25 protein-coding genes are annotated in these 23570 nt (G+C 73.4%); 11 read left to right on the top strand and 14 right to left on the bottom strand.

Annotation, left to right across the window (positions count from 1 at the left end):
- Positions 1–22 precede the first annotated feature (22 nt).
- From O7603_RS24220 to O7603_RS24200, 5 genes are all read right to left on the bottom strand, one after another.
- Positions 23–1309: a hypothetical protein gene (locus tag O7603_RS24220; RefSeq protein WP_281572080.1), complete on the bottom strand. Its 1287-nt coding sequence runs from the start codon at positions 1307–1309 to the stop codon at positions 23–25.
- 64 nt (positions 1310–1373) lie between these two features.
- A complete protein-coding gene (locus O7603_RS24215; RefSeq protein ID WP_281572079.1) occupies positions 1374–1712 on the bottom strand; it encodes a YrdB family protein in 339 nt (112 codons plus the stop codon).
- On the bottom strand, positions 1709–2287 hold the full coding sequence (locus tag O7603_RS24210) for a TetR/AcrR family transcriptional regulator (RefSeq protein WP_281572078.1): 579 nt from the start codon (positions 2285–2287) through the stop codon (positions 1709–1711). Before O7603_RS24210 ends, O7603_RS24215 begins: the two co-directional genes overlap by 4 nt.
- Positions 2280–3080 (bottom strand): alpha/beta hydrolase, encoded by an 801-nt coding sequence (locus tag O7603_RS24205; protein ID WP_281572077.1) that lies wholly within the window; start codon positions 3078–3080, stop codon positions 2280–2282. Before O7603_RS24205 ends, O7603_RS24210 begins: the two co-directional genes overlap by 8 nt.
- Before the next feature lie 102 nt (positions 3081–3182).
- On the bottom strand, positions 3183–4103 hold the full coding sequence (locus tag O7603_RS24200; protein ID WP_281572076.1) for a proline dehydrogenase family protein: 921 nt from the start codon (positions 4101–4103) through the stop codon (positions 3183–3185).
- Between the two features lie 107 nt (positions 4104–4210).
- Between O7603_RS24200 and O7603_RS24195 the strand changes: the two genes are divergently transcribed.
- Genes O7603_RS24195 through O7603_RS24185 form a run of 3 tightly spaced genes read left to right on the top strand, consistent with a single transcriptional unit; the run spans position 4211 to position 6257 of the window.
- Complete coding sequence (locus O7603_RS24195) at positions 4211–4483, top strand: hypothetical protein (RefSeq protein ID WP_281572075.1); 273 nt, start codon at positions 4211–4213, stop codon at positions 4481–4483.
- Position 4484: 1 nt separating this feature from the next.
- Positions 4485–5651, top strand: a complete 1167-nt coding sequence (locus O7603_RS24190; RefSeq protein ID WP_281572074.1) for a glutathionylspermidine synthase family protein — start codon at positions 4485–4487, stop codon at positions 5649–5651.
- 18 nt (positions 5652–5669) lie between these two features.
- Entirely contained in the window at positions 5670–6257 is a 588-nt protein-coding gene (locus tag O7603_RS24185; protein ID WP_281572073.1) for a CGNR zinc finger domain-containing protein, read from the top strand.
- Positions 6258–6290: 33 nt separating this feature from the next.
- Here O7603_RS24185 and O7603_RS24180 read toward each other — a convergent pair whose 3' ends face one another.
- The gene (locus tag O7603_RS24180) at positions 6291–7097 is read right to left on the bottom strand and encodes a sugar phosphate isomerase/epimerase (RefSeq protein WP_281572072.1); all 807 of its coding nucleotides are present in this window, start codon (positions 7095–7097) and stop codon (positions 6291–6293) included.
- Positions 7098–7171: 74 nt separating this feature from the next.
- Positions 7172–8116, bottom strand: a complete 945-nt coding sequence (locus tag O7603_RS24175) for a Ppx/GppA phosphatase family protein (protein ID WP_281572071.1) — start codon at positions 8114–8116, stop codon at positions 7172–7174.
- 79 nt (positions 8117–8195) lie between these two features.
- Between O7603_RS24175 and O7603_RS24170 the strand changes: the two genes are divergently transcribed.
- Positions 8196–8999: a hypothetical protein gene (locus tag O7603_RS24170; protein ID WP_281576787.1), complete on the top strand. Its 804-nt coding sequence runs from the start codon at positions 8196–8198 to the stop codon at positions 8997–8999.
- A gap of 516 nt (positions 9000–9515) precedes the next feature.
- Here O7603_RS24170 and O7603_RS24165 read toward each other — a convergent pair.
- Positions 9516–10199 (bottom strand): response regulator transcription factor, encoded by a 684-nt coding sequence (locus O7603_RS24165; RefSeq protein ID WP_281572070.1) that lies wholly within the window; start codon positions 10197–10199, stop codon positions 9516–9518.
- A 23-nt stretch (positions 10200–10222) separates the two neighbouring features.
- Complete coding sequence (locus O7603_RS24160; RefSeq protein WP_281572069.1) at positions 10223–11503, bottom strand: ATP-binding protein; 1281 nt, start codon at positions 11501–11503, stop codon at positions 10223–10225.
- A gap of 202 nt (positions 11504–11705) precedes the next feature.
- Between O7603_RS24160 and phoU the strand changes: the two genes are divergently transcribed.
- Entirely contained in the window at positions 11706–12359 is a 654-nt protein-coding gene (gene phoU / locus O7603_RS24155; RefSeq protein WP_281572068.1) for a phosphate signaling complex protein PhoU, read from the top strand.
- A 49-nt stretch (positions 12360–12408) separates the two neighbouring features.
- Here the strand turns inward: phoU and O7603_RS24150 are convergent, their stop codons facing one another.
- Entirely contained in the window at positions 12409–13176 is a 768-nt protein-coding gene (locus O7603_RS24150) for a phosphoglyceromutase (protein WP_281572067.1), read from the bottom strand.
- Between the two features lie 150 nt (positions 13177–13326).
- On the opposite strand from O7603_RS24150, the gene O7603_RS24145 reads away from it, so the two are divergent.
- Entirely contained in the window at positions 13327–14655 is a 1329-nt protein-coding gene (locus tag O7603_RS24145; RefSeq protein ID WP_281572066.1) for an MFS transporter, read from the top strand.
- An 85-nt stretch (positions 14656–14740) separates the two neighbouring features.
- Positions 14741–16021: an MFS transporter gene (locus tag O7603_RS24140; RefSeq protein ID WP_281572065.1), complete on the top strand. Its 1281-nt coding sequence runs from the start codon at positions 14741–14743 to the stop codon at positions 16019–16021.
- A gap of 434 nt (positions 16022–16455) precedes the next feature.
- Here O7603_RS24140 and O7603_RS33100 read toward each other — a convergent pair whose 3' ends face one another.
- Positions 16456–17079, bottom strand: coding sequence for a hypothetical protein (locus tag O7603_RS33100; RefSeq protein ID WP_348651088.1), 624 nt, complete (start codon positions 17077–17079; stop codon positions 16456–16458).
- A 409-nt stretch (positions 17080–17488) separates the two neighbouring features.
- Between O7603_RS33100 and O7603_RS33095 the strand changes: the two genes are divergently transcribed.
- Positions 17489–17611 (top strand): hypothetical protein, encoded by a 123-nt coding sequence (locus O7603_RS33095; RefSeq protein WP_348651033.1) that lies wholly within the window; start codon positions 17489–17491, stop codon positions 17609–17611.
- An 88-nt stretch (positions 17612–17699) separates the two neighbouring features.
- Here the strand turns inward: O7603_RS33095 and O7603_RS24125 are convergent, their stop codons facing one another.
- A complete protein-coding gene (locus O7603_RS24125; RefSeq protein ID WP_281572062.1) occupies positions 17700–18212 on the bottom strand; it encodes a YbjN domain-containing protein in 513 nt (170 codons plus the stop codon).
- Positions 18213–18272: 60 nt separating this feature from the next.
- Positions 18273–19637, bottom strand: a complete 1365-nt coding sequence (gene mshA / locus O7603_RS24120; RefSeq protein ID WP_281572061.1) for a D-inositol-3-phosphate glycosyltransferase — start codon at positions 19635–19637, stop codon at positions 18273–18275.
- A gap of 190 nt (positions 19638–19827) precedes the next feature.
- On the opposite strand from mshA, the gene O7603_RS24115 reads away from it, so the two are divergent.
- Together O7603_RS24115 and O7603_RS24110 are read left to right on the top strand one after the other, a co-directional pair.
- A complete protein-coding gene (locus O7603_RS24115; RefSeq protein ID WP_281572060.1) occupies positions 19828–20595 on the top strand; it encodes an SDR family oxidoreductase in 768 nt (255 codons plus the stop codon).
- Positions 20596–20663: 68 nt separating this feature from the next.
- Complete coding sequence (locus O7603_RS24110; protein ID WP_281572059.1) at positions 20664–21461, top strand: class I SAM-dependent methyltransferase; 798 nt, start codon at positions 20664–20666, stop codon at positions 21459–21461.
- A gap of 185 nt (positions 21462–21646) precedes the next feature.
- Here the strand turns inward: O7603_RS24110 and O7603_RS24105 are convergent, their stop codons facing one another.
- Entirely contained in the window at positions 21647–22738 is a 1092-nt protein-coding gene (locus O7603_RS24105) for a UDP-N-acetylmuramate dehydrogenase (protein ID WP_281572058.1), read from the bottom strand.
- 70 nt (positions 22739–22808) lie between these two features.
- Here O7603_RS24105 and O7603_RS24100 point away from each other — a divergent pair, with 70 nt between their 5' ends.
- Entirely contained in the window at positions 22809–23570 is a 762-nt protein-coding gene (locus tag O7603_RS24100) for a maleylpyruvate isomerase family mycothiol-dependent enzyme (RefSeq protein ID WP_281572057.1), read from the top strand.

The following is a 23570-nucleotide window of genomic DNA, read 5'->3' as shown; positions in this document are numbered from 1 at the left end:
CGGGTCCGACGGTCAGGGTGCCTCAGGAGGTCAGGGCGCGGACGTAGTCGACGCACTCGTCGTGCAGGGCGGGCCAGGGCTCACCGAGGACCTGCTCGGCGGCCCGGCCGATCGGGATGCGGTCGCGCACGACGGCCGCGAAGAAGGCGAGCACCCGCTCCTCGCCGAACCGGTCGACGAGGTGCCGGACGGCCAGGTACCCGAGCCCGTAGCTGCCCGCGACCTGGTCGGCCGGGGCGTCGTCGGCGGGAACGATCCCGTCCAACCGGCCGGTCCAGCCGCCCTGGACCAGCCGCCGCACCTCGGCCAGGCCGCCGTACCGGTCGACCGGCTGGCCGTCGGCCCCGGCGTACTCGGCCAACCCCTCCACGAGCCACCAGGTGGCCTTGCCCGGAGCGCCCCGGTCGGGCAGCGACGCGGCGTGGGTCAGCTCGTGCCGGAGGAGGTCGTCCTGTCCAGCGGGGGTCAGCCCGTCGGCGTTGAGCACCACCTCGTGGTGGCCGCCGCCGACGGTGACCGCGTAGCCGCCGGTCCACTTCGGCCGCCCGCCGCCGTACCAGCGCGCCCACTCCGCCCGTCCGGCGTAGAAGACCCGGTACCGGTCGGGGATCTCGCCGGCCGGCGCGTACCGGTCGGCAACCGTCGCCGCCGCCTCGGCGTCGGCCAGCAGCCCGGGGAGCCGGCCGCGCAGCGCCGGGGTGGTGGCCACGACGGTCCGGGCGCCGGTGGCGACCACCAGGTCGCTGACCTCCCACGGCCGGGTGCCGGTCTCGGCGGACGTGGACTCCTCGACGGCGAGCAGGCGAGGGCGGTCGGCCGTCGCCCGCCAGCGGGTGCCGATCAGCAGCGGGCTGGGCCGGCATCCGGGCACCACGAAGCAGTACTGGTACCGGACCAGCAGCCGCCACTCGCCGGCCCGGCCCGGGGCCGCGGTGGGCAGCTCGGTCACCTCGGCCCGCCAGGTGGTCACCTTCAGCGCGCGCAGCGCGGCGAACCGGCGGCGCAGGTCGGCGTGCGCGGCCGGCTCGGCGATCGCCAGGAAGCCGGCCCGGTCCCCGGCCAGCAGGGCGTCGGACTGCCGGTCCAGCTCGGCCGCCATCCGGTCGGCGAGGTCCCGTCCGGCGCGGGTCGCCGGGTCGTCGGCCGCCGCGTCGACCGGCGCCAGCGCCGCCCGGTCGCCGCGCTCCCGGAGCACCCCGAGCACCAGCACCGCCGGCAGCCCGCAGGTCAGCAGCAGCACGACCACCGCGAGCGCCGTCCACACCGGCCAGAGCCGGCGCGGTCGCGGCTCGTCCAGACCGTCGGTCACCGGCGAAGGGTACGGCCCTCCGCCCGCCTCGGCGCGGGCGGCACCGCCGATCGGCCGCGCCCGGTCACGCCGGGCGGCCGCCGAGGCGCAACAGGGTGACGGTGACCGCCCAGACCGCGACCAGCGCGACCCCGAGCAGCGGCCGGCCGAGCAGGGCGAGCATTCCGCCACCCAGCACGAACCAGGCGGCCTGGAACGCGTGCTTGGCGGGGGCGGGCAGGGGCACCCGGGCCTTCGGCGAGCCGAGGACACCCCAGAGCGCGGCGAGCAGCAGCGGCACGGCGACGGCGGCGAGCAGCCGGATCGGCACTCCGGCGTCCATCGCCCAGCCCCACCGCGCGCCGATCACCAGGACGGCGAGTTCGAGCAGGAAGACCAGGAGCAACCCGAACCCGCGGATCATCGCTGACCTCGCCCGGGCCAGGCCGCGATGGCGGTGTCCAACGCCTCGACCAGCTGGTCGTACGAGCGGTCTATGTCGCGGGGAAGGCCGAAGCCGCCCGACGCCTCCAGCGCGACGAACCCGTGCAACGCGCTGCGCAGTGCCCGGGTGGCGTCGACCGCGTCGTCGCCGCTGAGCCCGTAGCCACGCAGCACCGCGTAGATCGCGCCGACCGCCCGCTCCCCCGCGGCCACGTGCTCCGGATCGGCCGGGTCCGGCACCCGCTGTGTGGCCGGATAGCGGCCGGGGTGCCGGTGCGCGTACGCCCGGTAGGCGGTGGCGATGGCACGCAGCGCGTCCACGCCGGCCCGCCCGGTGGCGGCGGTGGTCAGCTCGGTGGCCAGCTCGGCGGTGGCCAGCGCGGAGAGCTTCTGGTCGAGCGCGTCCGCGCCCCGGACGTGCTTGTAGAGGCTGGGCAGCGCGACGCCGAGCCGGCCGGCCAGCGCCGCGAGGGTGAGCTGCGGGTAGCCGACCTCGTCGGCCAGCCGGGCCGCCTCGCGCACCACGGCCTGCTGGTTGAGGCCCGCCCTAGGCATCGCCGCACACCGCCAGGAACGCCGTCAACTGCTCGGCGGTGCGCTCGGGCTGGTCGGCGTGCGGGTAGTGACCCGAGTCGTCGATCATGCGGGCCTCGGCGGTGCCGAAGAGCCGCCGCGCGGCGCGCGCCTCGGCACCGGGGTCCTTGAAATCCGGGTCACGCGCGCCCATCAGCACCAGGACCGGCTGCCGGACCTCCCGGGCCCGGGTCGTCCAGTGCGGCTCGACCGGCTCGGCGACACCGCGCAGGGCCGCCATCCGACCGGGCTCCCGCAGCTTGGCCACCATCGCCCGGCGGAACGCCGCGTCGTCGGCCGGCCGGGTGACCGGAAACAGGGTCTTGTGGAACATCCCGAACAGCCGTGGGCTGCGCGTCACCGCGGCCACGACGAGCCGCATGACCGGGTTGAGCTTCGGCTGGCTGACGAACGCGCCGGTCTGCACGATGCCGGCGACCAGGTCGGGCGCGTCGGCCGCCGCGAAGACCACCGCCGCCGCGGCCGACGAGTTGCCGACGAGCACGGCCCGCTCCCCGCCCAGGTCGCGGACCACCGCCAGCAGGTCGGCGCCGACCTCCGCCGGGGCGTACGTCGGCCAGCCGACGCTCGAATCGCCGTGCCCCCGGACGTCCACCGCGGCCACCCGGTAACCGGCCTCGACCAGCAGCGGCATCAGGTGCCGGTAGGAGCCGCGGTTCTCCCCCATGCCGTGCGCGAGGACCACCAGCGGGCCAGCCCCGTGCACCTCGTACGCGATCCGTCCGCCGTCCCGAGCAACGTAGCTAACTGTCATAGCCATAAGGCTAATCCTATTAGCCAAGGTCGTCAAGGGGGCAGACGACGGACGGGCCGGCGGGACCTCGTCCCACCGGCCCGTCCGGGCGTCGGCGCGCGACTACTTCTTGGAGATCAGGGCGCGGCCGAAGAAGGCCAGGTTGGCCGGGCGCTCGGCGAGCCGGCGCATCAGGTAGCCGTACCACTGGTCGCCGTACGGGACGTAGGTGCGCACGGTGTACCCCTCGGCGACCAGCCGGGCCTGCTCCTCCGGGCGGATGCCGTAGAGCATCTGGAACTCGAACCGGTCCGGGCCCCGGTCGAACCAGCGGGCCCGGTCCTCGCCGATCGCGATCAGGCGCGGGTCGTGGGTCGCCAGCATCGGGTGGCCCTCGCCGGACATCAGGATGTTCAGGCACCGGACGTAGGACTTGTCCACCTCGCGGGCGGACTGGTAGGCCACCGACTCGGGCTCCTTGTAGGCCCCCTTGCAGAGCCGCACCCGGGACCCGGCCGTGGCCAGCTCCCGGCAGTCCGACTCGGTCCGCCGCAGGTACGCCTGGAGCACCGCGCCGGTCGACGGGTAGTCCTTGCGCAGCTTGGTGAGGATGTCGAGGGTCGAGTCGGTGGTGGTGTGGTCCTCCATGTCCAGGGTGACCGTGGTGCCCGCCGCGTCGGCCGCCGCGCAGATCGCGCGCGCGTTGTCGTACGCCAGCTGCTCGTCGAACATCTGCCCGAGGGCGGAGAGCTTCACGCTGACCTCGGCGGCCGGGGTGAGCCCCGCGCCGGCGAGCAGCCGCAGCAGCCTCAGGTACTCGTCCCGCGTGGCGTTGGCCTGCTCGGGGGTGACGGTGTCCTCGCCGAGGTGGTCGAGGGTGACCGCGAGACCGTCGTCGACGAGTGCGCGGGTCGCGCGCAACGCGTCGTCGGTCTTGGCGCCGGCCACGAACCGGCGGACGACGTCCCGGGTGAACGGGGCCGTCGCGACGAGCCGCTGGACCTGGGATGACCGGGAGGCGGCGAGGATGACGGAACGGAGCATGAGCCGAGCGTAACGCCCGTGCACCGGCCCGCGCCGAGGGGCGGCGGCCTTCCCGGAAGCCGGGGTCGGGGCACACGGACGTGGCACGAATCGGCTACAACGATGCCGTGGAACGACACCCCCGCCGCCGGCTGCGGTCGGCCTCCGTCCAGCTCGGGGCGCTCACCGTCCTGGCGCTCGCGCTCTCCGGCTGCAACCTGACCTCCGACGACGATGACGACGACGACTGCGCGCTCGGCCCGGGCGGCGGTGGCGACACGGTGGCGCTGGCGATGCGCGTCCCCGAGCCGTCCTCCGCCCGGAGCATCCCCGAGCCGGTGGCCACGGTCGTGCCCGAGCGGGGCGGGTTCGGCACCCATCTCGCCTCCTGCGGCGGCTGAGGTGCGCCGCGAGACCGCCACTCCCCGTCCCGACTGGGACGCGACGATCCGGTCGCAGGGCCTGGTGTACGTGGACACCGAGCTGCCCGACGGCGGGGTCATGTCGTACTGGGACGAGACCGCCACGTACGCGTTCGACCTGGACGAGGTGCTGCGGCTGGAGGAGGCCACCGAGGAGCTGCACCGGATGTCGGTGACCGCCGCGGAGCACGTCGTGGCGCGCGGGCGGTACGCCGAGTTCGGCATTCCCGCCTGGGCGGCCGAGGCGGTGGCCCGGTCGCTGCGGGAGGCGCCGCCGACCCTTTACGGCCGCTTCGACCTCTGGTACGACGGCAGCTGGCCGCCGAAGCTGCTGGAGTACAACGCCGACACGCCCACCGCGCTGGTCGAGGCGGCGATCGTGCAGTGGTACTGGCTGGAGCAGACCCGGCCCGAGCTGGACCAGTGGAACAGCCTGCACGAGCGGCTGGTCGGGGCCTGGGCCGCGGTCGGCGCGGGGCTGCACGACCCCCGGGTGCACGTGGTCTGGTCAAACGAGGAGGAGACGGGCGAGGACCACATGACGGCCGGCTACCTGGCCGAGACCGCCCGCCAGGCCGGACTGACCGTCGAGCTGCTGCCGATTCAGGAGATCGGCTGGGACGGGCGACGGTTCGTCGACGCCACCGACGCCCCGGTCACCACCTGCTTCAAGCTCTACCCCTGGGAGTGGATGCTGGCCGAGCCGTACGGGCGGCTGGCGTTGGAGCCGGGCACCCCGACCACCTGGATCGAGCCGGCCTGGAAGCTGCTGCTGTCCAACAAGGCGCTGCTCGCCGTGCTGTGGGAGCTCTACCCCGGCCACGAGTACCTGCTCCCGGCGTACCTCGACTCGCCGCGCGGGATGTCCGAATACGTGGCCAAGCCGCTGCTCGGCCGGGAGGGCGGGTCGGTGCGGATCGTCACTCCCGCCGAGGAGATCACCAACCCGGGCATCTACGGCGACGAGGGCTGGTGCTACCAGGAGTTCCGCCCCCTGCCCGAGTTCGCGGGCAACCGGACGGTGCTGGGCAGCTGGATCGTGGCCGGCGAATCCGCCGGCGCCGGGGTACGGGAGAGCGCCAGTCTCATCACCGACGGTTACGCGCGGTTCCTGCCGCACTACATCGACGCGCCGCGCCCCGCCTGAGTCGTCTACCGTTGTGGGGTGAACTTCGACGCGTACGCCCGGACCGGTGTTGACCTCGTCAACGCCCGCCTGGACGACCTCGACGACCTGCGGTCCCTCTTCCCCGACACCAGCGCGTGGATGCGCGACGAGGTCGCGGAACGGGACCTCGGGATCTTCCGGCGGGCGCAGAAGCGCCTGCGCGATGTCTTCGAGTACGGCACCTCCGGGCGGGACGCCCAGGCGGTGGCCGAGCTCAACACCCTGCTCGAGGCGTACCCGGTGCAGCCGCGCATCTCGGGTCACGACTCCAGTGACTGGCACATGCACGTGACCAGCCGGGGCGCCTCGGTGAGCGCCGAATACCTGGCCGGCGCGATCTGGGGCCTGTCGGTCTGGCTCTGCGAGTACGGCAGCGCCCGGTTCGGGGTCTGCGCCGACGAGCGCTGCCGCAACGTCTACCTGGACACCTCGTCCAACTGCTGCCGGCGGTTCTGCTCGGAGCGCTGCGCCACCCGCTCGCACGTCGCCGCCCACCGGGCGCGCAAGCGGGCGGCGGTCGGCGAGCAGGTCGCGGTCGCCGCCCAGGCGACGGCCACCGCCGAGTCGCTCACCCCGGTCAGCTGACGCGGGCGGCCCGGGCCGGACGGCCCGGGCCGGTCAGGCGTCGACCGGGGACGGGGTGCTCAGGTGCTGGCGGGCGAAGTCCAGCGCGGCGCGCAGGTCGTCCTCGCGCACCGCGCGGCTCTTCGCGCCCCGGGTCGACACCTCCACCGCGACCGAGCCGGTGAAGCCCCGCCCGGCCAGTGACCGCAGCAGCTCGGCGCAGGGCTGCGTGCCGCGGCCCGGGACCAGGTGCTCGTCGCGCCCCTCACCGGTGCCGTCGCCCAGGTGCACGTGCGCCAGTGCGGCGCCCATCTTGTCGGCCATCTCCAGCGAGTCGGTGTGCGACGCGGCACAGTGCGACAGGTCGAGCGTGTAGGCCGGATAGCCGGTCTCGGTCGGGTCCCAGCCGGGCACGTACGGGACGAACTGCCGGCCGGCCATCCGCACCGGGTACATGTTCTCCACGGCGAAGCGCAGCCCGGGGAACCGGCCGGCGATCGTGTCGAGGCCCTCGGCGAAGTTGCGCGCGTAGTCGCGCTGCCAGCTGAACGGCGGGTGCACGACCACCGTGGGCGCCTCGAGCGTCTCGGCCAGCTCGGCCGACCGGCGCAGCCGCTCCCACGGGTCCGGGCTCCACACCCGCTGGGTGACCAGCAGACACGGGGCGTGCACGGAGAGCACCGGCACCCCGTAGTGCTGGGAGAGGCCGCTCAGCGCTCCCGCGTCCTGGCTGACCGCGTCGGTCCAGACCATCACTTCGACGCCGTCGTAGCCGAGCGCCGCGGCCAGCTGGAACGCCGCCGCGGTCCGCTCGGGGAAGACCGACGAGCTGGACAGGAGCACCGGGACGCGGGAAGTCACACCTGTCAGGGTAGCCCGGTCTCGCCCGGACATCGTGACGAGCAGTCGCAAAGCGGCCGGAACCGGCGCGCGGCTCAGCCTGGCCCGAGCTGGTCGAGTCGGCGCAGGATGACCCCTTCACGCAGGGCCCACGGGCAGATGTGCAGCGAGTCCACGTCCAGCTGGCGCATCACCGCCTCGGCCACGATCGCGCCGGCCAGCAGCTGGTGGGCCCGGCCCGCGCTGACGCCCTCCAACTCCGGCAGCTGGGCGGGCGGAATGTGCCGGATGAAGCCGAGCACCTGACGCAGTCCGGTGCGGGTGAGGCGGCGCCGGGCCCAGAGCCCGGCCGTGGAGGGCGCGGCCCCCGCCAGCCGGGCCAGGGTGCGGAACGTCTTCGAGGTGGCGACGGCCCGTTCCCAGCCCACCTCGGTCATCTCCTTGACGACCGGGTCGAGCACACCGTCGACGTACTCCCGCAGCTCCTCGACGGCCAGGGCAGACGGCGGCGCGAGGTCGCCCGGCGTCACCCGCAGTCGCTCCCGGGTCAACCGCCCGGCACCGAGCGGCAGCGAGATCGCGACACCCGGGTCCTCGTCGATCCCGGCGGCGATCTCCAGCGAGCCACCCCCGATGTCCAGCACCAGGAGCCGCCCGGCCGACCAGCCGAACCAGCGCCGCACGGCGAGGAACGTCATCCGGGCCTCGTCCGCGCCGGAGAGCACCTCGAGGCGTACGCCGGTCTCCTCCCGGACCCGGGTCAGCACCTCGGCCGCGTTGGTGGCCTCGCGCACCGCCGAGGTGGCGAACGCGATCAGGTCGTCGGTGCCCAGGCCGGCCGCCGCCGCCTTCGCCATGCTCACCGCCTTGACCAGCCCGTCGGCGCCGGTCGGGGTGAGCGCGCCGTCCGGGCCGATCTGCTCAGCCAGCCGCAGCACCACCTTCTCCGAGTGCGCCGGCCACGGGTGGGCGCCGTGATGCGCGTCCACCACCAGCAGGTGCACCGTGTTGGAGCCGACGTCGAGGACACCCAATCGCATGCCTCGACCCTAGGGGCAACACGTTTCGTCGGCTCGGCGGCCCGCGCGGTCGGTCGCGCGTACGCTGGGCCGGGTGACGATGGAGCTCCGCGTACTGGTGGACGATCCCGGCGACCCCCGCAGCCGCGAGGTGCCGCTGGACTTCCCTCGGGAGTGGATCGAGTTCGCCGACCCGGCGGACGAAAGCCACCTGATCCGGGCCGACCTGACCTGGCTGCTCTCCCGCTGGACCTGCATCTTCGGCCAGGGCTGCCACGGCATCATCGCCGGCCGGGGCGCCGACGGCTGCTGCTCGCACGGCGCCTTCTTCACCGACTCCGACGACGAGAAGCGGGTGCGCGGCGCGGTCAAGCGGCTCACCCCGGAGACCTGGCAGCACTTCCGGCGCGGGTTCAAGAACTGGACCGACAACGACACGGTCGACGGCAAGAACCCGGCCCGGCGCACGGCCACCCGCGACGCGGAGGGCCCCTGCGTCTTCCTCAACGATGCCGATTTCCCTGGTGGCGGGGGCTGCGCGCTACACGGCCAGGCGCTGCGCGACGGGGTGCACCCGTTGGAGTACAAGCCGGACGTGTGCTGGCAACTGCCGATCCGCCGGGACCAGGAATGGGTCAAGCGGCCGGACAACTCGAAGGTGCTGGTCTCCTCGTTGTCGGAGTTCGACCGTCGGGGCTGGGGCGCCGGTGGGCACGACCTGGACTGGTGGTGCACCTCCTCGACGGACGCGCACGTCGGCGCCGAGCCGATGTACATCTCGTACGGTCCCGAGCTGACCGCGCTGATCGGCGCCCCCGCGTACGCGAAGCTGGCCGAACTCTGCGCGGTCCGCGTCCGCCAGGGTCTGGTGGCCCCCCACCCCGCCGACGCCGACGCTCCCTGACCCCGCCGTTCCCTGACCCGCCCGCTCTCTGACCCGCCACTCATCCCGGACGGTCGGCGGCGGACCGGGCCGCCCGCGCGGGGGTTGGCGGCGGTTCTACCCCCGGGCGCACTCGCCGACGGCTACTCAGGGCTACGCTCGCCCCCGGCAGGCAGGAACCTCACTCGCGCCCTTTGCTCTGCCGCCCTATACGCGACAGTCACGCTGCGCGTCCGACGCCGACGCTGCGGCTCTGGCGCGGCCCTAGCGAAGCCGCAGCTCAGCGCGGTGGTGCGTGTCGGCAAGCAGAGCAAAGGCGCGTGAGGGCATGGCAGAGCCGGACCCGAGCCCATTGCGCTGCGTAACTACCGCAGCCGAGCCAGCCCCACTACGGACCGTCACAACCAAAGTCGTCAGCGGGTGGCGCCACGGCAGCCCCTCCCGGCCAGGGGCCCGGAGGCGCGCCAGGGACGGGATGCTGGGGCGAGCACCCCGCCGGAGCGCGCGGTCGCGCGGGCCCCGGCGGGGGTGTGTCGATCAGGGCTCGAACTTGTAGCCGAGGCCCCGGACGGTGACGATGAACCGCGGCGCGGACGGCTCCGGCTCGATCTTGGAACGGAGTCGCTTGACGTGCACGTCCAGGGTTTTGGTGTCGCCGACGTAGTCGGCGCCCCAGACCCGGTCGATGAGCTGGCCCCGGGTCAGCACCCGCCCGGCGTTGCGCAGCAGCAGCTCCAGCAGCTCGAACTCCTTGAGCGGCAACTGCACGGTCGCGCCGTCGACGGTCACGACGTGCCGCTCGATGTCCATCCGGACCGGGCCGGCGGCCAGGGTCGGCGCACCGGACTCGGCCACCTCGGGGCTCTGCCGGCGCAGCACCGCACGGATCCGAGCCACCAGCTCCCGCGGGGAGTACGGCTTGGTCACGTAGTCGTCGGCCCCGATCTCCAGGCCGACCACCTTGTCGATCTCACTGTCCCGCGCGGTGACCATGATGATCGGCACGTGCGAGCGCTGCCGGAGCTGCCGGCACACCTCGGTCCCCGACATCTCGGGCAGCATGAGGTCGAGCAGCACGATGTCGGCGCCGGTCCGGTCGAACTCGGTGAGGGCCGAAGGGCCCGTCGCGGCGACCGAAACCTCGAAGCCCTCCTTGCGGAGCATGTACGACAGGGCGTCGGAGAACGACTCCTCGTCCTCGACCACCAGAACGCGGCTCAACGGAGATTTCCTTTCCATTGCTGTCAGGCCTGCCGAAGCTCGGCCGGACCGGGCTCGATCCCAACCGCCGGCAGTGTCGCCAGGAGGTCGTCCGGGGGACGGGCAGGCAGCCGGATGGTGAATGTCGATCCACCACCAAGAGTGCTCGACACCTCGACCCGTCCGCCATGGTTGCTCGCGATGTGTTTGACGATGGCCAGCCCCAGCCCGGTGCCGCCGGTCGCCCGCGACCGCGCCTGGTCGGCTCGGTAGAACCGTTCGAAGATCCGGTCCACGTCGGTCGGGGCGATACCGATGCCCTGGTCCGTGACGGCGATCTTCACGTGTTCCTCGTCGCCGGTGGCGGTGATCCGTACCGTGGTGTCCTCGCCCGAGTAGTTGATGGCGTTCTCGACCAGGTTGGCGACGGCGGTGGCGAGTTGGGTGTCGCTGCCGTACACGGTCAGGCCGCGCTCACCCGACGTCACCACCTCGATCCCTCGGGCGGAGGCCGTTGTGCGGGTCCGGTCGACGACCTCGGCGACCACCCAGTCCACCGAGACCGGTTCGGGCGCCGGCTGCGGCTCGGCGCCCTGCAGCCGGGTCAGCTCGAGCAGTTCCTGCACCAACCGGCCGAGCCGGGTCGACTCGTGCTGGATGCGCTCGGCGAAGCGGCGGGCGGCGACCAGGTCCTCGGAGAGGTCCGGGGCCGTGTCGCTGGCCGGCTCGGTGGCGTCCAGCAGCGCCTCGGCCAGCAGTTGCAGAGCGCCGATGGGGGTCTTCAACTCGTGGCTCACGTTGGCCACGAAGTCACGGCGCACCCGAGCCAGCCGGTGCGACTCGGTCACGTCGGCCGCCTCGACGGCGATGTAGCCGGCACCGACTCCCATCGCCCGTAGGTGCACGCCGAGCGGGTTGTCACCCGCGTTGTCGCGGCCCCGCGGCAGGTCGAGCTCGATCTCGCGTCGGATACCGGTGCGTCGAACCTGCCCGGCGAGGGTACGGATCAGGGGATGGGCGGCGATCGAACCCGGGCTGGTGCCGGTGCGCAACAGACCCATGGCCCGTGCCGCGGGGTTGACCAGTACCGGGACGTCGTCCGGGTCCAGCACCACCACGCCGGCCCGGAGCGAGTCGATCGTGCGGCGGCCGAGCCCGACCTGCGGATCGTCGGTTATCGCGGGCCTCCCCCAGTTGAGGGAGCTGCCGCTCCCCGTCGACGCGGCGCGGCGGCCCGCTGCGGGCATGATCCGGGGTAGCAGAAGCCCGGCGGCCACTCCGGCCGCCAACGCCACGGCCACCGCGACCGCCACCGCCCACTCCACCCGGCGATCGTAGGGTCATTGTTAACCTGGCTCCCACCCATAACGGGATGAATAAGGCTCGCTTCTGGCAAAGTTCACTCGCGCGTCCGGCGTCGTTCACCGTGGTTCACGTCGGAATTGCCGGTGCCACCTACGGTGGAGCGCGCACCGCTCAACCCTGCGCCGGCCCGCTCGGGGCGGCGACCGACCACAGGACGTGACAATGCGCGACGAATTCCGGGCCGACCTGCAGATCGTCAGCCAGCTGCTGGTGGACATGGCCGAGGGGATCCGTGCCGCCATGCGCCAGGCCACCCGGGCCCTGCTCACCGCCGACCGGCAGGCGGCCGAGACGGTGATCGAACGGGACGCCGAGATCGACGACCTCTACCGCCACGTCGAGGAGCGGGTCTGCGACCTGCTGGCCCGGCAGGCGCCGGTCGCCTCCGACCTGCGGGCCATGATCACGGCCCTGCACGTCGCCGCCGACCTGGAGCGGATGGGCGACCTGGCCGACCACGTGGCGAAGACCGCGCTGCGCCGGCACCCCTCGCCGGCGGTGCCGGCCGAGCTGCGACAGATCTTCACCGACATGGCCGCGGTCGCCGACCGGATGGCGGAGAAGATCGGCTCGGTGCTGGCCAAGCCCGACGCCGACATCGCCGCCGAACTCGACCGGGACGACGACGCCATGGACGACCTGCACAAGAGCCTGTTCAGCGTGCTGCTCGGCGCCGACTGGCCGTACGGGGTGGAGACCGCGATCGACGCCACCCTGCTCGGCCGCTTCTACGAGCGCTTCGCGGACCACGCGGTGAACGCCGGCGAGCACGTGGTCTACCTGATCACCGGCGAGGCCACCGCCTCCCCGAACTGATCCCGGACACGAGAAGGCCCCCGGTCACCCGGGGGCCTTCGTCGTCGGATCAGCGGCCCTGGTTGGCGACGGCGGCGGCGGCCTCCTTGGCCGCGGCCGGGTCGAGGTAGGTGCCGCCCAGCGTGAGCGGACGCAGCTGCGGGTCGAGGTCGTACCGCAGCGGGATCCCGGTCGGGATGTTCAGCTTCGCGATCGCCTCGTCGGAGATCTGGTCGAGGTGCTTGACCAGCGCGCGCAGCGAGTTGCCGTGCGCGGCCACCAGCACCGTCCGGCCGGCCAGGATGTCCGGCACGATCGAGTCGTACCAGTACGGCAGCATTCGCTCGACGACGTCCTTGAGGCACTCGGTACGCGGCATCAGCTCGGTCGGGAGCAGCGCGTACCGGGGGTCGCCGACCTGGGACCACTCGTCGTTGTCGTCGATCGGCGGCGGCGGGGTGTCGTACGAGCGGCGCCAGAGCATGAACTGCTCCTCGCCGTACTCGTCGAGGGTCTGCTTCTTGTTCTTGCCCTGCAGGGCGCCGTAGTGGCGCTCGTTGAGCCGCCACGACCGGCGCACCGCGATCCAGTGCCGGTCGGCCGCGCTGAGCGCCAGCTCGGCGGTGCGGATCGCCCGGCGCAGCACGCTGGTGTGCACCACGTCCGGCATGAGGCTGTGCTCGCGGAGCAGCTCACCGCCGCGCCGCGCCTCCTGCTCCCCCTTGGCGGTCAGGTCGACGTCGACCCAGCCGGTGAAGAGGTTCTTGGCGTTCCAGTCGCTCTCGCCGTGCCGCAGCAGGACCAGCGTCCCGACGGTCGGCCCCTCGCTTGCAGTCATGCGGATCATCCTGCCGTACGCCGCCGCCGGACACGCGGGGACCGGTCGTGACGACCACCACGTGGAAAAGCGGGTGACCGACGTCGCGGCCCGGCACTAGGTTGTAAGGCGCTTGTGATAGATCGGTCATTACCATCACGGGGGCGCCGGATGCGGACTGTGCAGTGCTGGTTGCGGGATACGGCGGGTGGACTGCCACGGCGGTTCTGGTACCTCTGGGCCGGCACCCTGATCAACCGACTCGGCTCGTTCGTACTGGTCTTCCTCGCCATCTATCTCACTCAGGAGCGCGGCTTCTCGGCCTCCCAGGCCGGCCTCGTGATCGGGCTCTGGGGCGTCGGCGGCGCGGTCGGCACCACGGTCGGCGGCACCCTGACCGACCGGTGGGGGCGGCGGCCCACCCTGTTCACCGCGCACCTCGGCGCGGCCACCATGATGGTGGCGCTCGGCCTGGCCCGCCCGCTCTGGGCGGTGGCGCTGGGCGCCCTGCTGCTCGGCATGTTCGCCGAGGCGGCCCGGCCGGCGTTCGGCGCCATGATGATCGACGTGGTGCCGGAGAAGGACCGGCTGCGCGCCTTCTCGTTGAACTACTGGGCGATCAACCTGGGCTTCGCCTGCGCCGCGGTGCTCGCCGGCTTCGCCGCGCAGGCCGGGTACCTGCTGCTCTTCGTGGTCGACGCGGCCACCACGCTGATCACCGCGCTGGTCATCTTCACCCGGGTCGGCGAGACCCGGCGCGCGGCCGCGACCGTCGCCAAGGGCGGGCCGGCCCCGGCGGGAGCACTGCGCACCATCCTCAACGACCGCGTCTTTCTCTTGTTCGTGGCGCTCAACCTGTTCGCCGCGCTGGTCTTCCTCCAGCACATCTCGATGCTGCCGATCGCGATGGGCGACGCGGGCCTCTCCCCCGCCACGTACGGCTCGGTGATCGCGCTGAACGGCGTGCTGATCGTGGTGGGTCAACTCTTCGTGCCCCGGCTGATCCGGGGCCGGAGCCGGTCGCACGTGCTCGCCCTGGCCTCCCTGGTGATGGGTGTCGGCTTCGGGCTCACCGCGTTCGCCGAGGCGGCCTGGTTCTACGGCCTGACCGTCCTCATCTGGACGCTCGGCGAGATGCTCAACTCGCCCTCCAACGCGACCCTCATCGCCGAACTCTCCCCCGGCGACCTGCGCGGTCGCTACCAGGGCGTCTTCTCGCTCTCGTGGCAGATCGCCGGTGCCGCCGCGCCGATCCTCGGCGGGTTGGTCCGGGAGCACGCCGGCAACAGCGCGCTCTGGGTGGGCTGCGCCGCGATCGGCGGGGTCATGGCCGTCGCGCACCTGGTCTCCGGACCGGCCCGGGAACGGCGTGCCACCGCGCTGCGCCGGGCCGCCCAGCCGGTCGAGCCGGTGGTCGCCGTCCAGCCCCCCGCGCCACAGGCCGCCGAGGCCGCCGCGACCGGACCGGCCGAGCCGATCGCGCCCGCCCGGGTCGGCTGACCTCGGGCACGTCGCGCCCACCCGCCGGGCGTCGGATACGGTCGGGATCGCTAACAGTTAACAAACCGAACTGTCGGGAGGACGGGTGCGCGGCCTGCGGCGCTGGTGGCACGACACCGCGGGCGGGCTCCCCGCCACCTTCTGGTACCTCTGGGCCGGCATCCTGATCAACCGGGCCGGCGCGTTCGCCATGCTCTTCCTGTCGCTCTACCTCACCGAGGCGCGGGGCGCCAGCGAGGCGCTCGCCGGCACGGTGGTCGGGGCGTACGGGGCCGGCGGAGCCGTGGGCGTGCTGCTCGGGGGGGTGCTCGCCGACCGGTGGGGACGACGGGCGACCCTGCTCGCGGCCCACCTGGCCACGGCCGGCCTGATGGTCGCCCTGGCCCTGAGCCGGCACCTCGCGGTCATCGCGGTGCTCTCGGCCCTGGTCGGCGTGGTGCACTCGATGCCCAGCCCGGCGTTCGTGGCGGCGATCGTCGACATGGTCCCCGAGCAGCGCCGCTCACGCGCCTTCAACCTTCAGTTCTGGGCCTTCAACCTCGGCATGGCGGTCGCCTCGCTGCTGGCCGGCGTGCTGGCCGAAGCGAGCTTCCTGGCACTGTTCCTGGTCGACGCGGGCGCCACGCTGGCCACCGCCGCGGTGATCGCCTGGAAGGTGCCGGAGACGCTGTGCCGGGGCGTCGACCCGCCGGTCACCGCCTCGGGAGCGGGCGGGCGCCGACGGCCGGGGCTGCGCACCGCTCTCACCGACCGGATCTTCCTCACCTTCGTAGCGTTGACCTTCGTGCTGGCCGTACTGACCATGCAGACCTCGACGATCATGCCGCTGGCGATGCGCGCGGACGGGCTCGGGCCCTCGTCGTACGGGCTGGTGGTGGCGCTCGGGGGCGCCCTGATCGTGCTCGGCCAACTGTTCGTGCCCCGGCTGATCGACCGGCACCGCAAGGACATCGTGCTCGCGGCCTCCACCGCGCTGATGGCGCTCGGGTTCGGCGTGCTCACCGTCGCCGACGGGCTGGCGGTCTACCTCGCCGCCGCGGTCGTCTGGACGGTCGGCTCGATGCTCGCCGCCCCGCCCAACGCGCAGATCAACGCCGACCTGGCGCCTCCCGAACTGCGCGGTCGGTACCAGTCGGTCTTCTACCTGACGTTCCCGGCCGCCTCGTTCGTCGCGCCGACCCTCGGCGGGGTGAGCCTCCAGTACCTGGGCGGCGGGCACTGGCTCATCGTGGCCGGGCTCGGCCTGCTCGCCGCCGTGGGCCACCTGCTCGCCGGGCCGCCGCGGGAGCGCCGCGTCGCCGCACTGGGCCGGGCGACCGCGTCCCGCCCGTCCCAACCGGCAGGAGATCCGGTCTCCACCGGCTAGCGATTCGCGGGCCGCGGGGGCGCGTAACCGCCCCAGGAATCCGCCTTAGCGGTACAAATCAGGCGAATAGAGCAGAGTGTCCACCACGCCCGTCCGGCAGTGGTGGACACCCGCGCATGGTGGGGCCGGCGGCGGCGGGCAACACTCACCCCCGTAAGCATCGCCCGCTCGCGCCGCCGGTCCAAACAGGTGGGCACCGTCCCCCAACGGTAGGTCCACCCGTCCCCTCGCGCCTCACCCGGTGCGCGGATCTGATCGATCCGCCGCTCCCCCGAACGTTTCCGAGCGCGGCGCGGTGCAATAAAGTTAGTTCGCCCAGATTCCGGATTCAACCCGCATCGGCTGTCTCGCCGGTCACAAACACCGGCCTCCCGCTGCTCCGGGCCTCGGTGTAATCCAACCGTGGATACCCGCCGGGCATTCCCACAAACGCGTCAGCCGTCCTCACGATCGGGTGACTCCGTCCGGAAGAAGTTGCTCTGCCGGCCGTCGCGCATCTGCTCCTGGTAGATGAGGTTCAGCCGGCGCAGGTCGAAGGTGTGGAACCAGTCGTCCCAGGTGATCTCGCGGATCCGGCTGCTCTCCCGGTAGCCCGGAATGTTGAACGTCAGCACACCGGCCCGACCTTCCCGCTCGGTGCCCGCGATGGTCGCCGGCTTGGCCCCGCGTTCCCGAGCCCACCGCTGGATCACCTCGTGGTTGCTGGTCACGAGGCTCCGCCCGGGACGCTCCGGCCGGTCGGCGAGCGACGAGATGACCTGCGACGACCGCGCCGAGCGGGAGGTGCTGCGCCCGGTCCGCAGCCCGCCGCCGGCGGCCGCCTTCGCCGCCGTGCCGCCGCCGGCCGTGGTCGTCCGCGCCGTGGTCGCCCGCCCCGTGGTCGTCCGCCCCGTGGCCTTCCGCGCCGGGGCGGTCTTCCGCGCGGCGGCCGTCTTCCGGGCAGGCGCCTTCTTCGCGGGCGCCTTCCTGGCCGGCGCCTTCTTCGCCGCCGCCGTCTTCCGCGCGGGCGCCTTCTTGGCCGGGGCCTTCCTCGCGGCGGTCGTCCTCGTCGCGGCCACCGTCCGCTTCGCGGCGGTCGTCTTCTTCGCCGCTGTCGTCTTCTTCGCGGTGGTCGCCTTCTTGGCCGCCGCCGTCTTCTTGGCGGCGGTCGTCTTCTTCGCAGCCGCGGTCCTCTTGGCGGCGGCCTTCTTCACGGCGGCCCGCTTGGCCGGAGCGGTCTTGTTCGCCGGCGCCGCCTTGGCGCGGCTCGGCGCGGCCTTCGCCCGGCCGCTCACCGCCTTTTTCGTCGCGGCGGCCCGACCCGCGGCCGCCCGGGTGCCGGTCGCCCGGCCGCTCGGGCCGGTGGCCCGGCGAGCGGCGCCGCCCCCGCCGCGTTCCGCCCGCAACGTCCGCACCAGTTCTTTCACCAGGTCGGGCTTGCGCAGCGCGGAGATACCCGAGACGCCACGCTTGCGGAGCTGCCCGCGGATGTCGTCCACCCGCATCCGGCTGATCTCCGTCTCGGAGATCGTCGGGGTGTTCGGGGTCTGGTTCCCCGCCTGCCGCCTGGTCCTGGTCGCAGTCCCGCCGCGACCTGAGCTGTTCCGCTGAGCCATGGGATGCTCACGCTCCTCGACAGTCCGTCCTCGGCGCGCGGCGGGTCCCGATGTTTGCCGCACCGCGCGGTGCGGCATACCCGTCAGGACGACTCCGAACCTCCGGACGGCTCGAAGAGGTGGGCGAACGCGGCGAGGTTCGCCGTGGATTCACCGCGCTTGACCCGCCATTCCCACTCGCGGCGGATCGAACTGCCGAAGCCGATTTCCAACATGGTGTCGAAGGACTCGTCGGCGTACGTCAGCACCGTGCCGAACAGCCGGTCCAGCTCCTCGGCGTCGACGCCGGCCGGGTTGACCCGCCCGGTGAGGTAGACGTCGCCGACCGCGTCGATGGAGAACGACACCGCGTACATCCGGGCGTTGCGCTGCAACAGCCAGGCCCACAGCTCCTCGCGCCGCTCGTCCGGCTGGCGCATCACGAACGCCTCGACCCGCAGCGCGTGCTCTCCGAGGATCAGGTTGCAGATCGTCTTCAGCTTGTGGGTGCCGGGCAGCGTCACCGCGTACGACTGCGGACCGGTCCGTTCCCAGGCCAGCTCGCGCTCGTCGCAGACCGACTCAACGAGGGCCGCAAGATCGCTCTTCCCGCTCACCGGACCCACTCTACGGTCGGGCCGCGCACCCGGCTCGCCAGGAACCGGGCCCTTCCCCCGCTACCAGGAGCAGGAGAGGGCGGGGTCGCCGGCGAGCTCGGCGGCGAGGCGGGCACGGCGCGCGGCTATCGCCTCGCCGTACACGGCGAGCAGACCGGAGACGGTGCGGTCCCAGGAGAAGCCGCGAGCGTGCCGCGCCGCGCCCCGGGCCAGCGCGTCGCGCCGCGCCACGTCCGGCAGCAGGTGGCGAAGCGTACCGGCCCAGTCGGCCGGGTCGTGCCCGTCGATCAGCACGCCGCTCACCTGGTCCCGCACCGCGGTGACCAGACCGCCCACCGCGGCCGCGAGCACCGGCGTACCGCAGGCCTGGGCCTCCAGGGCGACCAGGCCGAACGACTCGTTGTACGACGGCACGGCGACCAGGTCGGCGGCGCGGTACAGGGCCGGCAGGTCGGCGCCGGTCTGCGGCGGCAGGAAGCGCACCCGGTCGGTGACGCCGAGCGAGGCGGCCAGCTCGATCAGCGCGGTCGGGCGGTCCAACCCGCTGCCGCTCGGGCCGCCACAGATCACCACGGTCAGCTGGTCGGCCAACTCCGGGTCGCGATCGCACAGCGCGGCGACGGCACGGACCAGCACGTCCGGGGCCTTCAGCGGCTGGATCCGGCCGACGAACGCCACCACGTAGCCCCGGGTGGGCAGGCCCAGCCGGCGCCGGGCGGCGACGGCGGCCGCGGCGCGGTCCCCGGGCGCCGGGCGGAACCGGTCCAGGTCGACGCCGGGCTGGACGACGGCGACCCGGGTCGGGTCGGCCGCGTACCGCTCCATCAGGTCGCGGGCCTCGACGTGGGTGTTGGCCACCAGCCGGTCGGCCTCGGCCACGACCTGCTCCTCACCGATGACGCGCGCCTTGGGCTCCGGCCGGTCGCCCACCGCGAGCTGCGCGTTCTTCACCTTGGCGAGGGTGTGCGCGGTGTGCACCAGGGGCACTCCCCACCGCTCCTTGGCCAGCCAGCCGATCTGCCCGGAGAGCCAGTAGTGGGAGTGGATCAGGTCGTAGTGGCCCGGCGGGCGGGCCGCCTCGGCGCGGAGCACCCCCGCGGTGAACGCGCAGAGCTGCCCGGGCAGCTCCTCCTTGGTCAGCCCCTCCAGGGGCCCGGAGGTGATGTGCCGGACCTGGACGCCGGGCGCCATCTCGACCACCGGGGGCAGGTCGCCGGAGGTGGCCCGGGTGAAGATCTCCACCTCGACGTTCGCCTCGGCCAGTCGCCGAGCGACCTCCAGGATGTAGACGTTCATCCCCCCGGCGTCGCCGGTGCCCGGCTGGTGCAACGGCGACGTGTGCACCGAGATCGTCGCGATCCGCCGGGGCCGCGGCCACGGCAGGGCACCTCGTTGACGACCGACGCCGGTGTGCAGTTCCGCCACGTCCGCTCCCCTTGTCACGGTTGAATGCCGTCTCGCACGACCGGCGCTTCGGTCAACCCGTACGCCGGATGTCATCTTCCCCATCGGGCATCGGTAATGCGTGCGGGCGGCCGGCGGGCGTGACGGACCTCATCGTCAGCGCGAGACGCCCGGCGGGAATACGCCGCCGGCCGGGGGTCACAATGGCCCGATGACCTCTGTCGCCATCGTCACCGGAGCGTCCAGCGGGATCGGCGCGGCCACCGCCCGCCGGCTCGCCGCCGAGGGTTTCCACGTGCTCGCCGCGGCTCGGCGCAGCGACCGGCTGGCCGGCCTGGTCGCGGAGATCGCCGCCGCGGGCGGCCGAGCCACCGCGGTGGCCTGTGACGTCACCTCGGACGCGTCGGTCGCCGCGCTCGCCGAGGCGGCCGCCGCGGCACCCGGGCCGGTCACCCTGCTGGTCAACAACGCCGGCGGCGCGCGGGGCCTGGACCCGGTGGAGTCCGGCTCGGTCGGCGACTGGCAGTGGATGTACGACGTGAACGTGCTCGGCACGCTGCGGGTCACGCAGGCCCTGCTGCCGGCGCTGGAGGCGTCCGGGGCCGGGACCATCGTGATCGTCTCGTCCACCGCCGGGTTCACGGTGTACGAGGGCGGGGGCGGTTACACCGCGGCCAAGCACGCGCAGACCGCGATCGCCGGCACGCTGCGGCTGGAGCTGTCCGGGCGGCCGATCCGGGTGATCGAGATCGACCCGGGGATGGTGAAGACCGAGGAGTTCAGCCTGAGCCGGTTCGACGGTGACGCCGAGCGGGCGGCGGCGGTCTACGCGGGGGTGGCCGAGCCGCTGGTGGCCGAGGACGTGGCGGACTGCATCGCCTGGTGCGCCACCCGTCCGCACCATGTGAACGTGGACCGGCTGGTGGTCCGCCCGCTCGCGCAGGCCGCGCAGCACAAGGTGCACCGGACCGGCCAGTGAAGCGCGAGGAGTGAGCCGGGTTTGCGAGCCCCGCGGTCGCGAACCGAGATGGTGCTGAGGACCCGGCCGTGACGGGAGCGGCGGGGCGCCGGCCGTACGGGGTGGTCACCCGGGGCACCACGAACCCCAACCGGCTGCGCCGGGTGGACAACTGGATCGTGGCCACCTGTGGGGACCTGCTCCGCGCCGCGGCTGACCCGCTGGTGGTGGACCTCGGCTACGGGGCGACCCCGGTGACGGCCGTGGAGCTGCGGGCCCGGCTCGCCGCGGCGGTCCGGACCGACGTACGGCTGGTCGGGCTGGAGATCGACCCGGCCCGCGTGGCCGCCGCGGCGCCGGCCGCCGACCCGCCGGGGCTCACCTTCGCCCGGGGCGGGTTCGAGCTGGGCGGCCTGCGCCCGGTGCTGGTCCGCGCCCTCAACGTCCTACGCCAGTACGACGAGAGCGAGGTCGCCGCCGCCTGGCGGACGATGACCGCCGCGCTGGCCCCCGGCGGGGTGCTGGTGGAGGGGACCTGCGACGAGCTGGGCCGGCTGGGCGGCTGGTTGCTGATCGACGCCGACGGGCCGCGGTCGCTGACCCTGGCGGCCCGGCTCGCCACCCTCGAGAGCCCGGCCGAGCTGGCCGAACGGCTGCCCAAGGCGCTGATCCACCGCAACGTCCCCGGCGAACGCGTGCACGACCTGATCCGCGCCCTGGACGACGCCTGGCGGGCCGCCGCCGGCTACGCGACCTTCGGCCCCCGGCAACGCTGGCTGCACGCCGTCCAGTCCCTGAAGAACGCCGGCTGGCCGGTGCTGGACCGCCCGTCCCGCTGGCGCCTGGGCGAACTGACCGTCCCCTGGCCCACCGTGGCCCCGCACTAGCCCCCGCTCCGCCTCGCCCCGGCCCGGCCCGAGCCCCGGCCCGGCCCCCGAGCCCCGCTGATCTTGCACTTTCGGCCCTGATTCGCCCCATTTCACGAAGAATGCCGGGGGCGCAAAGTGCAAGATCGCGGAGGGCAGGCAGCGGAGGGCGGGCGGCACGTGCAGCGGGAGGTGCGCGGGGTGGGTCAGATGGTGCAGTTGATCAGGACGGGTTCGGGGTGGAGGGTTACGCCGAAGCGGGTCTGGACGCCGTCGCGGATCTCGCGGGCGAGGGCGACCAGGTCGGCGGTGCTCGCCCGACCGCTGCGGTTGGTCAGCGCCAGCGTGTGCTTGGTGGAGATCGCCACTCCGCCCGGCCCGGGGAAACCCTTACCGAAGCCGGCCTTGTCGATCAACCACGCGGCGCTGACCTTGACCACGTCGCCGGCGCCTGGCCAGGACGGCGGCTCGCCCAGGTCGGTAGCCCGCTCGCGGAGCAGTTCGTGCGCCGCCCGATCCAGCACCGGGTTGGTGAAGAACGAGCCGACCGAGCGGGTGTCGGGGTCGTCGGCGTCCAGCACCATGCCCTTGCCGGCCCGCAGCTTCCGCACCGTCTCCCGGGCGTCGGTCAGCGGCACCCGGTCACCCACCTCGACGCCGAGCGCCCGGGCCAGTTCGGCGTAGCGCACCGGACCGGAGAGCGGCGAGCGGGTGAGCCGGAAGTCGACCGAGAGCACCACCCAGCGGTCGCTGTACTTGAAGATGCTCCCCCGGTACGTGAACCCGCAGTCGGCGGTGGCGATCCGGCTGGTGGTGCCGTCGACCCGGTCGTACACCTCGACGCCGGTGATCGTCTCGGCGACCTCCTGGCCGTACGCGCCGACGTTCTGGATCGGGGTGGCGCCGGTGGAGCCGGGGATGCCGGAGAGGCACTCCAGCCCGGACCAGCCGTTGGCCACGGTCGCCGCGACGAGGTCGTCCCACGGCTCGCCGGCCTCGACCCGGACCGTCACCGTGTCGGCGTCCTCGGCGACCACCCGCAGCCCACGGGAGCGGACCAGCACCACCGTGCCGGGGAACCCGTCGTCGCCGATGATCACGTTGCTGCCTCCGGCCAGGATGAGGACCGGTTCGCCCCGGCTGCCCGCGTCCCGCACGGTTCGTACGATCTCGTCCGCGCTGGTCGCGGGCACGACGCGGCCGGCCGGCCCGCCCATGCGCAGGGTGGTGTAACTGGCCAGTGCCCTCACGTCGGCTCGGTCGGCTCCGGTTGTGGGCTGGGCGTAGACGTCTGACACACCTTTCACCCTAGGCTGAGGGGTAGCCGCGGCACCCACTGGTGGCCGGGTCACCCCCGGGAGGATGGCGATGAGCAGACTGCATGGCACGAAGGACTTCTGGATCGGCGCGCTCCGGGCGGAGGGCCCATCCTTCGCCGCGGCGGTGGCCGAGGCGCCGCCCGAGACGCCGGTGCTCTCGTGCCCTGGCTGGACGGTCGCGGACCTGACCCTGCACCTCGGCAGCATCTACCACTGGGTCTCCTCGTTCGCCGGCTCCGGGCTGACCACCGCGCCGCCGCCCCGCCCCGAGCGGCCGGAACCGGATCAGGGCACCACCCCACAGGAGTACTGGCAGCGTGGGTACGACCGGCTGATGACGGTCTTCGACGGGCTCGACCCGGAGGCCCCGGCGTGGAACTGGGCGCCGCAGCCCAAGAAGGCGGGGTTCTGGCCGCGCCGGATGGCCCACGAGACCGCGGTGCACCGCTGGGACGCCCAGCTGGCCATCGCGGCCGGCGAACCGATCGAGGCCAAGCTTGCCGCCGACGGGGTGAGCGAGGTGCTGGACACCTGGCTTCCGTCGGGCCGGCGCCGCGCACCGGGGCAGTGGCACGGGGTGGTGCAGCTGTCCGCGGTCGACGCTGCGCAGTACTGGTACCTGCGGATGCGCGGCGAGGGGGTGGCGCTGCTGGACACCGACACCATCCTCGACCACGACGACCACCACACCCGGGCGCAGGTCAGCGGCACGGCGAGCGACCTGCTGCTGGCCCTCTGGGGCCGCGTCAGCTTCGACACCCTGGACATCACCGGCGACACCAGCCTCCTCGACGGTCTCCGGCTGCGCTGA

It is taken from the genome of Micromonospora sp. WMMD812, assembly GCF_027497215.1.
GTDB lineage: Bacteria > Actinomycetota > Actinomycetes > Mycobacteriales > Micromonosporaceae > Micromonospora.
The sequence above is the reverse complement of the archived record's forward strand: the minus strand, read 5'-3'. Positions and strand labels throughout refer to the sequence as shown.